We start from the raw sequence: 14,705 nt of genomic DNA, 5'->3' as shown, positions 1-14,705 counted from the left end.
ACCTCGATGGGGCCCGGCGAGCACTGGACGACGCGCGCAATCTCGCGGAGCGCCTGGACGGCGCCGAGGCGGCCGACACCTGGTTCGGCTACCCCGAGCAGAAGCACCACGTGCACCTGTCGCAGGCGTACACACTGCTGGGCGACACGGGCAGCGCCCACCAGGCGCAGGAGGACGCCCTGGCGCTCACGGATTCTCCGTCGGTGATGGTGCGCGCCCTGCTGGCAGTGGACACCGCCGCATGCCTGCACGTCGACGGCGACCCGTCCGGTGCCGCCGAAATGGCATCCGGGGTGTGGGAGCGGCTGCCGGCCACCTACCGTGAGGGTCTGATCCGATCCCGCGCCGAGACGCTGCATCGCCGGCTCACCGGTCGGCCGTACGCGCTGCTCGGGGAGGCGCTGGCCAGCTGAGTCGCGCGTCGAGTGCTGTCGTGATCAGCGCATGGGTCTCGGATGGCTGTTTCGACAGTTCTCACCGCCACGCGATCGCGACAGCACACCCAGAAACAGGCAGAAACAGAAACGAAGAGTCAGCAAGTGGTTACAGGTCTTCGAGGCATGAAAAGGCCCCCTGACCTGCTGTTTCGCAGGTCAGGGGCCTTCCCTCAGGTCGGCGACGGAAGAGTCGACCTGTACGCCGGGTTCTGTCACCCGGGTCGCTTGCGCGGCCCGGGGAGACGGCCATCCATCTAGGGCTGCCGTTGCCGACAGCCTCGTGCGGTCTACCCGCGAGCTCGGGCGAGCAGCCCTCGAACACTCGCGCACGGTGCCCGGAGGCACCGATCTTGACCTTGCTCCAGGTGGGGTTTACCTAGCCGGCCGGGTCACCCCGGTCGCTGGTGGTCTCTTACACCACCGTTTCACCCTTACCCACGCGCCGAAGCGGTGGGCGGTCTGTTTTCTGTGGCACTGTCCCGCGGGTCACCCCGGGTGGGCGTTACCCACCACCCTGCTCTGTGGAGCCCGGACGTTCCTCGGCGGGTCAGGGACCCGTCGCGACCGCCCGGCCGGCTCTTCCGCCGTAGTGGTCATAGTAGCCGCTCGGGCGGGGCCTCCCGAACACCGGACCGGGCCACCGGGGGCTCGGCGCCGAGGCGGGCGGCCACCCGGGCGGCGGTGTCGGTGGCCCAGGTGCCGGTGGTGAGCACGCCGAGGGCGAGGATCGCGGCGCCGAGGCCGACCAGGATCCACCAGCCGGCGTGGCTGGCCGGGGCGAAGCCGGTGGCCAGCGGGCCGACCACGGCCGAGGTGACGACCGTACCGATCACCGCGACACCCAGCGACTGGCCGACCTGGCGGCTGGTCGAGGCGACGGCGGCGGCCACGCCCGCCTGGGAGCGCGGCATGCCGGAGACGGCCGCGTTGGTGATCGGCGCGTTGACCATGCCGAAGCCGAAACCGAACAGCGCGTACGCGACCAGCAGCAGCGCGGCCGGGGAGTCCGCGGTCAGCCGGGTGAGCAGCAGGCCGCTCGCGGCCAGGCCGAGCCCGGCCACCACCAGCGGCAGGCGCGGGCCCCGGCTGCCGACGATCCGTCCGGACAGCGGCGCGCAGACCAGCATCAGCCCGGCCATCGGCAGCGTCCACAGGCCCGCCTCGACCGGGCCGTAGTGCCGGACGTCCTGCAGGTAGAGGGTGTTGAGGAAGAGGAAGCCGCCGAGCGCGGCGAAGGCGCAGACCGCGGTGACGGTGGCGCCGGTGAACGGCGCACTGGCGAAGAACCGCGGGTCCACCAGCGGCTCGGCGACCCGTCGCTCCCAGAGCGGGAAGGCGATCAGCGCGGCCACCGCGGCCGCGGCGAGGGCGAGGATCAGCGGGGAGGTCCAGCCGTTGCCCGGGCCCTCGATGATCGCGGCGGTGCCGCAGCCGAGCAGCACGATCATCAGCAGCTGTCCCACCGGGTCGAGCCGGCGCGGCCGCGGCGCGCGCGACTCGGGGACGTAACGGATGGTCAGCAGTATGGCGAGCAGGGCCACCGGAACGTTGATCAGGAAGATCGAGGGCCAGCCGGCGCCGTCCACCAGGAAGCCGCCGAGCAGCGGGCCGAGCGCCATCGAGATGCCGACCACACCGCCCCAGACGCCGATCGCCCGGGCCCGTTCCTTCGGGTCGGTGAAGGTGTTGGTGATGATCGACATCGCCACCGGGTTGAGCATCGAGCCGCCCACCGCCTGCAGCGCCCGGAACACCACCAGCCACTCCAGGCTCGGCGCCAGGCTGCACAGCAGCGAGCCGAGCGCGAAGCAGGTCAGCCCGATCTGGAACACCCGGCGACGGCCGAAGCGGTCGGCCACCGAGCCGAACAGCATCAGCAGCGAGGCCAGCACCAGGGTGTAGGCGTCGATGATCCACTGCAGGCCGGAGGCCGGGGCCCCCAGGTCCTTCTGGATCACCGGCAGTGCGATGTTCACCACGGTGTTGTCCAGGCCGACGATGAACAGGCTCAGGCAGCAGATCGCGAGGACGAGCAGACGGCGGCGCCGCCCGGCGACGGGGACGCGGGCGGCGGGGATGGCGGCGGGGGGCTGGGGATCGGGCACGGACCGATCCTCCCACTCCGGGGCGGGGGCGGGGTGGTACGGCGGACCGTCCGGGTGGCCGGGTCGGCGGCTCTCGGTCTCCGGCTTCCGGTCTCCGGCTTCCGGTCTCCGGCTTCGGTCTCCGGTTTTCCGGCTTCCGGCTTCCGGCTTCCGGCTTCCGGCTTCCGGCTTCCGGCGGTGGACCATCGGACGGCGCCTCAGACCGCGGCGAAGCGGACCGTCCGGGTCGCCGGGTCGGCCGTGGTGAGCCGGACGTCGATCATCCGGCCGAGCGGCAGCCGGGCGGCGACCCCGTCCGGCGAGCCGGACGCCGCGCCGTCGCAGCGGGCCCGGACGGCTGGCTCGCGCAGCTGGACGGTGCCCGAGCCGGGACGCCTCTCGTCCACCTCGATGACCACCGCGGCGAAGTCCTCGCCCTCCCGGCCGACCAGCAACTCCGCCTCCACCAGGTCCACGCAGGCCCGTTCGACCTCGCCCGCCCGCCGGTCCCCGCCCGCCATCAGCGCCGGCACGGCCGGCAGCGCCTCCCGCGCCCAGTCCGGCACGTCCTCCCCCGCCGCCACCGCCACGCACACCTCCTGGGCGAAGCGGTCGCCGAGCCGGCGCAGCGGCGCGGTGCAGTGCGCGTACGGGGCGGCCAGCGCGGCGTGCCCCGGCTCGGCGGGGGCGGGCAGGCCGCGGGACTCGTCGAAGGCGTGGTAGCCGGCGCCGCGCAGCAGACCGGTGCAGGCGTTGAGGAAGGCGGCGTTGAGCGGCACCTCCGGGTCCAGCGAGCGGATCAGCTCCGGGTACGGGACGGCCTGCGGCCAGTCGACGTCCAGCGCGGCGGCGATCCGGCGCAGCCGCTCGTACGCGGCGGCGGGCGCGGCGGGGAGGGTGCGCAGCAGGCCGACGCCCGCGTCCAGCATCAGTTCGGCCGCGGCCATGCCGGTGAGCAGCGAGATCTGGGCGTTCCAGCCGTCGGCGGGGCTGGGCGCGCGGTAGCCGAGGACGTAGCCGTGCAGGGTCTCCTCGACCTCCTGCTCGGGCACCGGCAGGCTGATCCCGCCCCGGGCGCGCTCCTGCTCCTCGCGCAGTCGGCCGACGGTGGCGAGCAGGGCGAGCTGCTCGTCGGCGCCGCCGAGGTCCACGGCGCGCTGGACGGCGGCGTAGTCCAGGCGGCGGTGCGAGCGCACCAGGGCGCGGCGGACGTCCGCCAGCACGACGGCGCCGTCGGCGTCCAGGTCCAGCTGCCAGAGCAGGGCCGGGCGGGGCTCGCCGGGCAGCAGGCTGGCGGCGTCCTCGGAGATCCGGGTGGGGTGGAGGGGGACGCGGTGGTCGGGGAAGTAGAGGGTCTCGACCCGGCGGCGGGCCTCGGCGTCGATGGCGCCGCCGGGGCGGACGAAGGCGGCGACGTCGGCGATCGCGTAGTGCACCCGGTAGCCGCCGCCGGGGCGGTGGCTGAGGTGCATGGCCTGGTCGAGGTCGCGGGAGCCGGGCGGGTCGACGGTGAACAGCGGCAGGTCGGTGGCGTCGTGCTCCGGCAGCCACGGGTGCTCGGCCGCCTCCTCCGCCTCGGCGAGCACCGCCTCTGGCCACTCGGTGTGGATCTCCAAGTGGGTGCGCAGTTCGGTCAGCTCGGTGTTGATCCGGGCGGAGTCGGCGGCCTTGACGCGTAGTTTTCGGCGAGGCATGCAGGCCAGCGTAGGGCGGAATCAGGTGATTCCGGACGGAGGCTCAGCGCGCCCTCAGCGCCCGAGCAGGGACTTCAGGTCCTTGGCGGCGAGCCCGATCGCGTCGTCGTACCCGCCGGTGGCGAGCCGCAGCATGAACGCCACGGCGTCGTCCGGGTGCGGGTCGGCGTAGGGCTCGGCGTTGTAGTCCAGGAACAGCAGCATCGCCTCGAAGGCGGTGCGCTTGTTCCGGTCGACCAGCGGGTGGTTGCGGGCCAGGCTCTGGCCGAGCGCGGCCGCCTTGGTCCACAGGTCGGGGTAGGCGTCGGAGCCGAAGAGGCTCGCCTGCGGGCGGGCGATCGCCGAGAGCAGGCCGCCGAGGTCGCGGACGTTCTGCGGGCCCCCGGCGAGGTAGGTGACGTCGTCGAGGTCCAGGTACTCGGTGGTCACAGGTCCTTCAGCCTCTCCAGCGTCTCCGCGTTGGCGGCGCGGATCCGGGCCACCATGGCGGCGCGGCGCTCGGCCTTGCCCGGTGCGCCCTCGGTGAGCGCCTCCGGGAGCTCGGACTGGCGGACCTCGAAGGCCAGTTCGGCGGTGTCCGACCCGGTGGCCGCCTCCGTCACCCGGACGCGCCCGGCCATCACCGCCTGCGCGGCAGCCCGCAGCGCGAACTCCAGGGCCTGCCGGGTCTCGTCCGGCAGGCCGGCGGGCAGGCGCACGGACAGGGACTCCTCCACGGCTTCGCCGTCGCCGGGCACCAGGTCCAGGGGTCGCATGGTCATCTCGGTCACTCTCCTTCGCGGCTCACCGTGGTGCGGCTCACCGTAGTGGGGAACGCCGGACATTCCCACCGAATTGCCGCCGCCCCGGCGGCGGCCGCGTGCGTCGGGCGGCCCGGTGCGGGTGTCGGCGGCGGTGTGAGCACTCGTACGGTGGGGGTGGAACAGGGCGGAGGGGGTTCGGGCATGGGTGCTGCGGTACGGGTCGCCGGGGGTGCGGTGTCGGCGGCGTTGGCGGTGACCGGGGCGCTGCACGCGGTGTGGGCGGTGACGCCCTGGCCGTTGCGGACGCCGGAGGACTTCGCGGACACCGTGGTCGGCACGGGGGACGGGGTGCCGCCGGCCGGGGCGTGCCTGGCGGTGGCGGGGTTGTTGGGGGCGGCCTCCTACCTGGTGGGGGCGGAGGCCGGAGTGCTGCCGCAGGCCGGTCCGCGGGCGTTGCGGCGGGCCGGGGTGCGGGCGGTGGCCGGGGTGCTGGTGGCGCGCGGGGTGGCCGGGCCGGTGGTGTTCGGGCGGGTCAGCGGGCGCACGGAGCGGTTCCGGCGGCTGAACGTGCGGTACTACTCGCCCCTGTGCGTGGCGTTGGGCGCCGGAGCGGCCGCAGTAGGGTGGCGGGGTTCGTCCGCCACAAAGTGTTGAGGAGTCCGCTGTGCTGGTGCTGTTGCCGCCCTCGGAGGGCAAGGCCGCGTCCGGGGACGGCGAGCCGGTCGCGCTCGAGCGGCTGTCGCTGGCGGGGCTGACGGCGGCGCGCGGCGCGGTGCTGGACGCGCTGGTCGGGTTGTGCCGGGGCGACGAGGACACCGCCGCCGAGGTACTCGGGCTCACGCCCGGCCTGCGCGGCGAGATCGCCAAGAACGCAGGCCTGCCCACCGCCGGGGCCCGCCCGGCCGCCGAGGTGTACACCGGGGTGCTGTTCGACAACCTGGGCCTGGCCACCCTGGACGCCGCCGCGTACGACCGCGCCGAGCGCTCGCTGCTGGTGTTCTCCGGTCTGTGGGGCGCGGTGCGGATCTCCGACCGGATCCCGTCCTACCGCTGCTCGATGGGCGTGAAACTCCCCGGACTGGGGGCGCTCGGCGCGTACTGGCGGAGCGCGACGGCCTCCGTGCTCCCGGAGGTGGCGGACGGGCTGGTGCTGGACCTGCGCAGCTCCGCTTACGCGGCGGCCTGGAAGCCGGCCGGCGAGGTGGCCTCCCGTACCGCGACCGTCCGGGTGCTGCAGGAACGGGACGGCAAGCGCACGGTGGTCAGCCACTTCAACAAGGCGACCAAGGGGCGGATCGTCCGGGACCTGCTGGTCGCCGGGACCGAGCCGAAGACCCCGACCGAGCTGATGGACGCGCTGCTGGCGCTGGGCCACCACGTCGAGCTGGCCGCGGAGGGCACGGCGCGCAAGCCGTGGCAGCTGGACGTGGTGGTCACCGAGGTGCACTGACCCCGGCGACGTGCGCTGCCCCCCGCTGGAAGGGGCTTCAACGCAGGTGCGAGGCGTCGTTGAGCAGCCGCAGCGAGGCGTTGCCGTCCGCGTAGTACTGGACGGCGCAGATCGAGGCGGCGGACAGCTCCATCCGGTACATCGAGTCCGGCGGGGCGCCGAGGGCGAGCCGGACCAGCGTCTTGATCGGGCTGACGTGGGAGACCAGCAGCACCGTCTTGCCCGGGTACCGGGCGAGGATCTTGTCCCGGGTGACGCCCGCCCGGTGGGTGAGGGTGGTGAAGCTCTCGGTGCTGCCGGTCGGCTTGGCCTTGGCGGAGCCGAGCCAGGCCGTCAGGTCGTCCGGGTAGCGCTCCCGCACCTCCGCGAAGGTCAGGCCCTCCCAGGCGCCGAAGTCGACCTCGCGCAGCCCGTCCTCGTACCGGACCTCCAGGCCGAGCCGGGCGGCGACGATCTCGGCGGTCTGCCGGGTGCGGCGCATCGGTGAGGCCACGACCGCCTGGATGCTGCCGCGCGCGGCCAGCGCCTCGGCGACCCGCTCGGCCTGCCAGCGGCCCTTGTCGGAGAGCTCCGGGTCGGTGCCGCCGCTGCCGGAGAAGCGCTTCTCCGGGGTGAGCGGGGTCTCGCCGTGGCGCAGCAGGACGAAGGTGGTCGGGGTTCCGAGGTCGGCGGGGGCGACCCAGCCGGCCTTGGGGACGGCCTGCTCGAGCGGCGGCTCCTCGGTGACGGCGACGGCCCCGACGGGCTTGCGGGGCTCCCACTGGCGGCCGTCGCGGCCGGCGTCCATCGCCTCGTTGGCCAGCCGGTCGGCGTCCTTGTTCCGCTCGCGCGGGATCCAGGTGTACGTGACCCGGCCGTGCGGGAAGACCGCGCGCGCCTCGGCGGCGAGCGGCTGCATGTCGGGGTGCTTGATCTTCCAGCGCCCGGACATCTGCTCGACGACCAGCTTGGAGTCCATCCGGACGTCCACCGAGGCGTCCGGGTCGAGCTCGCGGGCAGCCCTGAGTCCGGCGATCAGGCCCCGGTACTCGGCCACGTTGTTGGTGGCGTGGCCGATGAACTCGGCGGCCTCCGCGACGAGCTGCCCGGTGTCGCCGTCCCGGACCACCGCGCCGTAGCCGGCCGGCCCCGGGTTGCCCCGGGACCCGCCGTCCGCCTCGACGATGAAGCGCGCCGCCACCGGGTCAGACGCCCGAGTCGGCCGTACGGACCAGGATCCGCGAGCAGTTCTCGCAGCGGACGACCTTGTCGGCCGGCTCGGCCTTGATCGCGTTCAGCTCGGTGATCGAGAACTCGGTGCGGCAGCCCTCGCAGCGGCGCTGGTAGAGGCGGGCCGCGCCGACGCCGCCCTGGGTCTCGCGCAGCTTGGCGTACAGCTTCAGCAGGTCGGCCGGGATGACGGCGGCGACGGTCTCGCGGTCGCGCTTGACCTTGTCGGCCTCGGCGTCGATCTCGGCGAAGGCGGCGTCGCGGCGGCCCTCGGCCTCCTTGAGGATCACGGTGGAGTGCTCCAGGCGGGCGCTCAGCTCCTCGACCCGGGTGTTGGCGCTCTCCTGGCGCTCCATGATCTCCAGCACGACCTCCTCGAGGTCGCCCTGGCGCTTGGCCAGCGAGCCGATCTCGTGCTGGAGGTTCTCCAGGTCCTTCGGCGAGGTGATCGCGCCGGAGTCGAGGCGCTGCTGGTTGCGGGCGGCGCGGGCACGGACCTGCTCGACGTCCTGCTCGGCCTTGGTCAGCTCGCGGGCGGTGTCGCCCTTCTGGGCCTCGGCGGCGATGACGAGGTCCTTGAGCGCGGTGTGGTCGGCGGTGGCCTTCTCGATCTCGGCGTGCTCGGGCAGGCTCCGGCGCCGGTGGGCCAGCTGGTCGAGCTTGGAGTCGATGGCCTGGAGGTCGAGCAGGCGGATCTGGTCGGCGGGCGCGGCGTTCAAGCGGAAAGCTCCTGTGAATCGGGTCAGGCGGTGAAGGACATGGGGGCGTGCGCGGTCCACGGGTCGGTGACCCGGTGGGAGACCTTGGTCTCCACGGCCCAGCCGCGCTGGTCGGCGGCGGCCAGCAGGGCGCGCTCGGCCAGGCCGAGCCAGGGCCACTCGGTGGCCCAGTGGGCGGCGTCGACCAGCGCGACCGGCGCGGCCTCGGTGGCCTCGGAGGCCGGGTGGTGGCGCAGGTCGGCGGTCACGTAGGCGTCCACGCCGGCCGCCCGCACGTCGGCGAGGAAGCCGTCGCCCGAGCCGCCGCACACCGCCACCCGGCTCACCAGCCGGTTCGGGTCGCCGGAGACGCGTACGCCGGCGGCGGTGGCGGGCAGGCCACTGGCGACCTGCGCGGCGAAGGCGGACAGCGTCAGCGGGGTCTCCAGCAGGCCGATCCGGCCGGAGCCGCGACGGCCCAGCGGGTCCGTGGGGTCCGGCACCAGCGGACCGGTGACCCGCAGACCGACCGCCTCTGCGAGGGCGTCCGAGACGCCGGGGTCGGCGTGGTCGGCGTTGGTGTGGGCGACGTGCAGCGCGATGCCGTTGCTGATCAGCGTGTGCACCACCCGGCCCTTGAAGGTGGTGGCGGCGACGCTGGTGGTGCCGCGCAGGTACAGGGGGTGGTGGGTGACCACCAGGTCGGCGCCCCACTCCACGGCCTCGTCGACGACCGCCTGGACGGGGTCGACGGCGAACAGCACGCGGCTGACCTCGGCCTGAGGGTCCCCGCAGACCAGGCCGACGGCGTCCCAGGCCTCCGCCCACTGCGGGGGGTAGACCTCTTCGAGCGCGGTGATGACGTCGGACAGTTTCGGCACCTGTCGAGACTACCGTGCGCGCGGGGGCGGTCGGGCCTCGGCCGATCGGGGGACGCCGTCGGCGTCCCGCGCGGGCGTCCGGAGCCGTTCGGTCGCGGGTGCCGGGCCCGTTCGGTCGCGGGTGCCGGGGCCGTACGGATGCGCGTCAACCTGCGACGGGGGCGCCCCGAGCGCCCCGCGCGGGCGGCGCGCTCCCGCACGCCCGGCGACCGTTACTCACAGCAGGGTTCTCGTACGAATTCGAAACCGCCCCTGGCTCACCCTTACGAGTGAAGTGACCGGCTCTGCGTTGAGCCCGCGGTTTTCTCGAAACTAACTTCAGTCCTGCGAACGGCAGTTGCCCCGTTCGCCCCGGCCGGAAGCCGGGGCGGGAGCGCTGCCGACGCGGTCCGGGCCCGTCGATCGAGCGGCCCAGTCCTCATCCCCCCGGAGGGGTTCCCCGACAACAACGGACGAAGGGATGTGGTGGCGAATGGGGGCGGGCCCATCGCTGCGTACTGCTGTGGGCGGGGGATCGGCGGGACACGGACCGGATGATGCGGCCGGCGGCTGGCCGGAGGCGGCGCGGGCGGCACTGGCCGGTGCCGGAGGCCGGGGAGGCGGCGGTGCTTGGGAGGTCACCGTCGGGGGCTTCTGGTGCACGGCCAGGCCGTCCGCGTCCTCGCCCTTACCGGAGCAGGGCTGGAAGCTCCACGTCAGCGCGGCCTCGATGGTCGGCGGGGAGGTGCTCGCGGCGGTGCTGCGGGTGCTCGCCGTGGACCCGTGCAGCTTCAAGTTCGCCGCTGCGGAGGAGCGGCTGCGCGAGCTCAACTCCCGTAACAGTGAACGTGGTTCGGCGGGCAAGTTCATCACCGTCTACCCGGCCGACGACGCGCAGTTCCAGCGGCTGGCGGCCGAGCTGGACCGGGTGACGGCCGGACTGCCCGGCCCGGTGGTGCTGTCCGACCGGCCGTACCGGCCGGGCAGCCGGGTGCACTACCGCTACGGCGCGTTCGCGGCGCGGGCGGAGCTCGGCAACGACGGGGAGTACCGCTCGGTGCTGCGCGGGCCGGGCGGGGAACGCACCGAGGACGTGCGCGGTGGGTCGTACCGGGCACCGGGGTGGGTGCGGGACCCGTTCGCTCCCCCCAACGCGCGCGAACGCGGGAGCGGGGGCGGGGCCGGGGTGCTGCTGGCCGGGCGCTACGCGGTGACGGCCGCCGTGCGGCACGGCGCCAAGGGGGGCGTGTTCCTCGGCCGGGAGACGGCGAGCGGCGCGGAGGTCGTGGTCAAGCAGGCCCGCGCCCACATCGAGGTCGACCGCGCCGGCACGGACGCCCGCGACGCGCTGCGCCACGAGGCCGCGCTGCTCGCCCGGCTGGACGGGCAGGAGGTGGTACCGCGCGCCGTCGAACTGATCGAGCAGGACGACTCCCTCTTCCTGGTGCAGGAACGGATCGCCGGACAGCCGCTCGGCAGCTGGGTCGCGGCCCGGCTGCGACGCGACGGCAGCCCCGACGTGGACTGGGCCGAGGCCGGACCGGTGGCGCACGGGCTGCTCGACCTGGTCGAGCGGGTGCACGCCCAAGGGCTGGTGCTGCGCGACCTCTCGCCCGGCAACGTCATGGTCCGCCCGGACGGCAGCCTGCGACTGGTCGACCTCGAACTCGCCGCCGAAACCGGCCGCCGGGCCGGAACCGCCGGCACCCCCGGCTACCGCGCCCCCGAACAAGGCCGGCTCGCACCCGCGGGCTCCAGCCTCGCCGCCCCGGCCGTCGACCTGTACGCGCTCGGCGGACTGCTCTTCCTGCTCGCCACCGGACACGACCCGCTCCTGCCCGAGGACCTTCCGCAGGCCCGGCCCGTCGCCGAACGCCTCGGACGCTGGCTCGCCCTCGCAGCCCGTTCGGGTGCGACGGCGCGGCGGCTGGCGCCGGTGGTCCTGGGCCTGCGGGCGGAGGAGCCGGCAGCACGGTGGGGGGTGGCCCGGGCCCGGGAGGCCCTGGGCGGGCGGGCCGGGCGGGCTGGAGCGGACGACGCGGCCGGGCGACCGGACGGCCCCGCCGCGGGAAGCACCCGGCTCAGTGGGCGCCGGGGTGGCAGCGGCCCGCACCCACCCGGCCCCGCGTCCACCGCCGTCGTCGCTCCGCTGTGGCACGCCGTCCCCCGACCGGGCGGCGACCCGGCGCCCTCCGACGTACCGGCGGACACCCCCGCGCTCGACCGCCTGCTGCACGACGGCCTGCGGCACCTCGCCGCCGGCGCGACGCCCGAGCGGTCCGACCGGCTGTGGCCCGTCGTGCCCGCCGGGGAGCGGACCGACCCGTGCAACGTCCAGCACGGCGCCGCGGGCGTGCTCGCCGTACTGGCCCGGGCGGTCGCGACCGACGGCCTGCCGGCCGAGGTGCGGGCGGAGGCCGCCCGCACGGCCCGTACCGCCGCGGACTGGATCGAACGGCGGGTCGCCGCCGAGCCGGTGGTGCTGCCCGGGCTGCACTTCGGGCGCTCGGGGACGGCGTGGGCGCTGCTGGACGCCGCCCGCGCGCTGGGCGACGACGCCGCGGCCGAACGGGCCGCGGCGCTCGCCCGGCGGGCGCCCGTCGAGTGGCCCAACCCCGATGTGTGCCACGGCGCGGCGGGCGCTGGGTTCACCCAACTCCGTTTCGCCGCGGACCACTTCGGCGAAGGCTTCGCCGAAGACTCCCGCGCGGGCTTCGCCGACCGGGCCGCCCGCTGCGCCCGCGCCCTGCTCGCCGCCGCGCGGCAGGAGCCGTACGGGACGGTCTGGCCGGTGCCCGGCGACTTCGACTCGGCACTCGCCGGGATCACCCACCTCGGCTTCGCCCACGGCGTGGCGGGCGTGGGCGCCTTCCTCCTCGCCGCCGCCGGGGCGACCGACCACCGCGCGCTGCGCGAGGACTGCACGGCCGCCGCGCTCGCTGCCGGGCGGACGCTCGGCGCGACCGTACGGTGGGGCGACGCCGAGCGGAGCACCGCCTGGTGGCCGCAGAGCGCGGGCGATCCGGAGCACCTCCGGCTCTCGCACTGGTGCAGCGGCTCCTCCGGCGCGGGCAGCTTCCTGCTGCGGCTGTGGCGGGCCACCGGCGACGCCGAAGCCCTCGGCCTCGCCCGCGCCGCCGGCCGGGCCGTGCTGGCCGGCCGCTGGCACAGCGGGGTGAGCGCCTGCCACGGCTCGGCCGGCGACGGCGAGTACCTGCTGGATCTCGCCGAGGCCACCGGCGAGCGGGAATTCCGCACCAGCGCAAGGGAGTTGGCCGATGTGATCACCGCCCGCTCCGCACTGCGGGACGGCCTGCTGGTCCTCCCCGACGAGACCGGCACCGGCTGCGCCGCCGGCTACGGCACCGGCACCGCAGGGCCGTTGGCCTTCCTGCTCCGGCTCCGCCACGGCGGCCCCCGGCTCTGGCTGGACCCGGTCTCCCCCGTTCGGCGGCAACTCCCCCACCACTCAAGCGGGGTGAGCGAGGCGTGAACGTGGCCACCCGCACCACCACCCAGGCCCTGCGCCGGCTGAGCTTCGCCTTCGCCGCCGACGGCAGCCACGCGGCCTGCCTGGCCTCGGCAGCCGACAGCGGCTGGTACGTGGAGAGTTGGCGCCTCCCGCCGGACGGTTCAGCGGCCGCGCCGGCCGCGCTGCCGCTGCCCGGCAACCGCTCGGAGAGCCTGCGTTCGCAGCTGGTCGCGCTGCCCGACGGCTCGGTGCTGGTCTGCCGGCACGACGGCGAGCGGCACGACCTGGTCCGCCTCTCGTACGGTGAGAACGGCACCGTGGAGGAGCAGTTGGCCACGCTCCGGATGCCCGGACTGCGCCTACTGGCGCTCCCGGTGCCGCCCGGCGCCGACCCGCGCACCCCGGTGGCGATCGCCCTCGGCACGGACACCCGCCCGGCGACCACCGCGTGGCTGGTCCGGGTGGACGGCAGCGAGCCGGTACGGGTCGCCGAGATCCCCGGCCTGCACGGCGGCGGCGCCTGGCTGGACCACGCGGGCGCGCTGCTCGCGCTGGACCGGGTGGCCGGCGGGCTGGTCCGCAGCGTGGTGCTGGACCTGCGCAGCGGCATCACGACCCCGCTGCTGGAGATCGGCGAGCACAGCAACGACCGGCTGGTGCTGTTCGACCCGGACAGCCGCTTCGCGATGGTGCGCAGCGACGCGCCCGGCACCGATCGGCTGGGCTGGGGCGTGCTGGGCGGCGGGGAGCCGCTGCGGTTCCCGGAACGCCTGCACGTCACGGGCATGTTCCTGCGGCCGGTCGCGCTTCGGCAGGCGGCGGACGGCCCCCGGGTCGCGGTGCAGATCGACCACGGCGCCGGGTCGGCGCTCGCCCTGTGGCGGCCCGGCGTCGGCCGGCTGGACCCGCTGCCGGTGCCGCCCGGGCGGCTGGGCGCGGTCGGGCACTGGGACGAGGCGGGACTGCGGATCCCGTACTCCTCCCCCGATCACCCGGCGGCGCTGGCCACCCTGGACGTGGACGCCCTGCTGGCGCACGGACCGGCTCCGGCAGGATCGGCCCCGATCCCGCTGCCGCTCCAACTCGCCCCGCTGGGCTCGGGATTGCCCGGCCCCTGGCGGGACACCGCACTGCCCTGGCAGCCCGGCGGACCGCGCAGCTCGCCCGCCCCGCCCGCCGGCTGGCGCCTGGACGGCAGCACCCCGCCCGGTGACGGCGGCCGCTGGCAGCCCGCGCAGAGCCTCGAACTCGCGGGCCCGGCAGGCCCCTTGGAGGCCGTGGTGTACGGCGGGGACGCCTGGCTGAGCAGCCCGCACCTGGTGCTGGCGCTGCACGGCGGACCGGCGGACGCCTGGCGGCTGGAGTTCGACCCGGCGCTGCAGCGGATGGCCGCCGAGGGTCTGGCCGTGGTCGCGCCCAACCAGCGCGGCTCCACCGGCTACGGGGTGCCGCACGCGCTGGCGATCCGGGGCGCCTGGGGCGGTCCGGACCTGGACGACGTGCTGTACCTGCTGGAGGGCATCGCCGGTCAGCGCGCTGCACTCGGCCTGGAACCGCCCGCCCTGTTCGGGGTCAGCTACGGCGCGTTCCTGGCCCTGCTGGCGGCCGCGCACGCCCCCGCCGAGCAGGTCGCCCGCTGTGCGGTGGTCGCACCGTTCCTGTCCGGCGCCCGGCTGCTCGCCGAAGCGGCGCCACCCGTACGGGCGTTGACCACCCGGCTCGGCGGCGGCGAGCCGGTCCTGGACGCCCGCGGTCCGCGCGACGTGCTCCAGCTGGCGCACCGGCTGAGCGCGCCGCTGCTGGTGGTGCACGGCAACCGGGACGAGGTGGTGCCGGTGAGCCAATCCCGTTCGCTGCGCCACGAGTTGCTGCGGATCGGGCGGGTCGAGGGCGCGGACTTCCGGTACGTCGAGGCGGCCGGCTCCGGACACGAGGTGCTCGCCGAGGAGGGCGCCGCCGTGCTGCACGAACTGCTGGCCGCGTTCCTGCGGACCGGCCGACCGGGCTGACCCCTCACCACACACACCACGGACTCCCGGGCCCACGGCGGCCCGGGGC

The 14,705-nt window shown here is 75.3% G+C and carries 12 protein-coding genes and 1 other RNA gene; 5 read left to right on the top strand and 8 right to left on the bottom strand.

All coding sequences use genetic code 11. The features are described 5' to 3' along the window. Nucleotides 1-110 precede the first annotated feature (110 nt). A complete protein-coding gene (locus ACWCYO_RS06965) occupies nt 111-413 on the top strand; it encodes a hypothetical protein (protein WP_449783627.1) in 303 nt (100 codons plus the stop codon). 206 nt (nt 414-619) lie between these two features. Here ACWCYO_RS06965 and rnpB read toward each other — a convergent pair. The 5 genes from rnpB to ACWCYO_RS06940 form a co-directional block, all read right to left on the bottom strand. Continuing rightward, nucleotides 620-1,017, bottom strand: an RNA gene (gene rnpB, locus ACWCYO_RS06960) — RNase P RNA component class A. A gap of 13 nt (nt 1,018-1,030) precedes the next feature. Next, nucleotides 1,031-2,542 (bottom strand): MFS transporter, encoded by a 1,512-nt coding sequence (locus tag ACWCYO_RS06955; protein WP_449783626.1) that lies wholly within the window; start codon nt 2,540-2,542, stop codon nt 1,031-1,033. A 197-nt stretch (nt 2,543-2,739) separates the two neighbouring features. Next, nucleotides 2,740-4,215 carry an RNB domain-containing ribonuclease gene (locus ACWCYO_RS06950; RefSeq protein ID WP_270147229.1) on the bottom strand — a complete coding sequence of 492 codons (1,476 nt, stop codon included), beginning with the start codon at nt 4,213-4,215 and terminating at the stop codon, nt 2,740-2,742. Nucleotides 4,216-4,269: 54 nt separating this feature from the next. Beyond that, nucleotides 4,270-4,644 carry a type II toxin-antitoxin system death-on-curing family toxin gene (locus tag ACWCYO_RS06945; protein ID WP_270147228.1) on the bottom strand — a complete coding sequence of 125 codons (375 nt, stop codon included), beginning with the start codon at nt 4,642-4,644 and terminating at the stop codon, nt 4,270-4,272. Continuing rightward, nucleotides 4,641-4,976 (bottom strand): hypothetical protein, encoded by a 336-nt coding sequence (locus ACWCYO_RS06940; RefSeq protein ID WP_270147226.1) that lies wholly within the window; start codon nt 4,974-4,976, stop codon nt 4,641-4,643. The genes ACWCYO_RS06945 and ACWCYO_RS06940 overlap by 4 nt, the downstream gene beginning before the upstream one ends. Nucleotides 4,977-5,159: 183 nt before the next feature. On the opposite strand from ACWCYO_RS06940, the gene ACWCYO_RS06935 reads away from it, so the two are divergent. Then, a complete protein-coding gene (locus ACWCYO_RS06935) occupies nt 5,160-5,612 on the top strand; it encodes a DUF3995 domain-containing protein (RefSeq protein WP_270147224.1) in 453 nt (150 codons plus the stop codon). Between the two features lie 10 nt (nt 5,613-5,622). Further along, nucleotides 5,623-6,408, top strand: a complete 786-nt coding sequence (yaaA, locus tag ACWCYO_RS06930) for a peroxide stress protein YaaA (RefSeq protein ID WP_270147223.1) — start codon at nt 5,623-5,625, stop codon at nt 6,406-6,408. Between the two features lie 37 nt (nt 6,409-6,445). Here yaaA and ACWCYO_RS06925 read toward each other — a convergent pair whose 3' ends face one another. From ACWCYO_RS06925 to ACWCYO_RS06915, 3 genes are read right to left on the bottom strand one after another with little or no spacing between them, the layout of a single operon-like run. Further along, the gene (locus ACWCYO_RS06925; protein ID WP_449783625.1) at nt 6,446-7,588 is read right to left on the bottom strand and encodes a bifunctional RNase H/acid phosphatase; all 1,143 of its coding nucleotides are present in this window, start codon (nt 7,586-7,588) and stop codon (nt 6,446-6,448) included. 4 nt (nt 7,589-7,592) lie between these two features. Next, the gene (locus ACWCYO_RS06920) at nt 7,593-8,336 is read right to left on the bottom strand and encodes a zinc ribbon domain-containing protein (RefSeq protein ID WP_270147219.1); all 744 of its coding nucleotides are present in this window, start codon (nt 8,334-8,336) and stop codon (nt 7,593-7,595) included. Nucleotides 8,337-8,359: 23 nt separating this feature from the next. Further along, a complete protein-coding gene (locus tag ACWCYO_RS06915; RefSeq protein WP_449783624.1) occupies nt 8,360-9,196 on the bottom strand; it encodes a Nif3-like dinuclear metal center hexameric protein in 837 nt (278 codons plus the stop codon). A 460-nt stretch (nt 9,197-9,656) separates the two neighbouring features. Between ACWCYO_RS06915 and lanL the strand changes: the two genes are divergently transcribed. Further along, nucleotides 9,657-12,668, top strand: a complete 3,012-nt coding sequence (gene lanL / locus ACWCYO_RS06910; protein WP_449783623.1) for a class IV lanthionine synthetase LanL — start codon at nt 9,657-9,659, stop codon at nt 12,666-12,668. Then, complete coding sequence (locus tag ACWCYO_RS06905) at nt 12,665-14,656, top strand: S9 family peptidase (protein WP_270147214.1); 1,992 nt, start codon at nt 12,665-12,667, stop codon at nt 14,654-14,656. The genes lanL and ACWCYO_RS06905 overlap by 4 nt, the downstream gene beginning before the upstream one ends. Nucleotides 14,657-14,705: the final 49 nt, after the last annotated feature.

The sequence above is a fragment of the Kitasatospora sp. NPDC001683 genome (genome assembly GCF_053596495.1).
Note: the sequence above shows the minus strand (reverse complement) of the source record. Positions and strands in the feature narration are given on the sequence as shown.

What these genes read in the sequence shown, in the direction of transcription:
- ACWCYO_RS06935 (WP_270147224.1), top strand. Translation starts at nt 5,160, where the DNA reads ATGGGTGCTGCGGTACGGGTCGCCGGGGGTGCGGTGTCGGCGGCGTTG.
- ACWCYO_RS06940 (WP_270147226.1), bottom strand. Translation starts at nt 4,976, where the DNA reads ATGACCATGCGACCCCTGGACCTGGTGCCCGGCGACGGCGAAGCCGTG.
- lanL (WP_449783623.1), top strand. Translation starts at nt 9,657, where the DNA reads ATGTGGTGGCGAATGGGGGCGGGCCCATCGCTGCGTACTGCTGTGGGC.
- ACWCYO_RS06950 (WP_270147229.1), bottom strand. Translation starts at nt 4,215, where the DNA reads ATGCCTCGCCGAAAACTACGCGTCAAGGCCGCCGACTCCGCCCGGATC.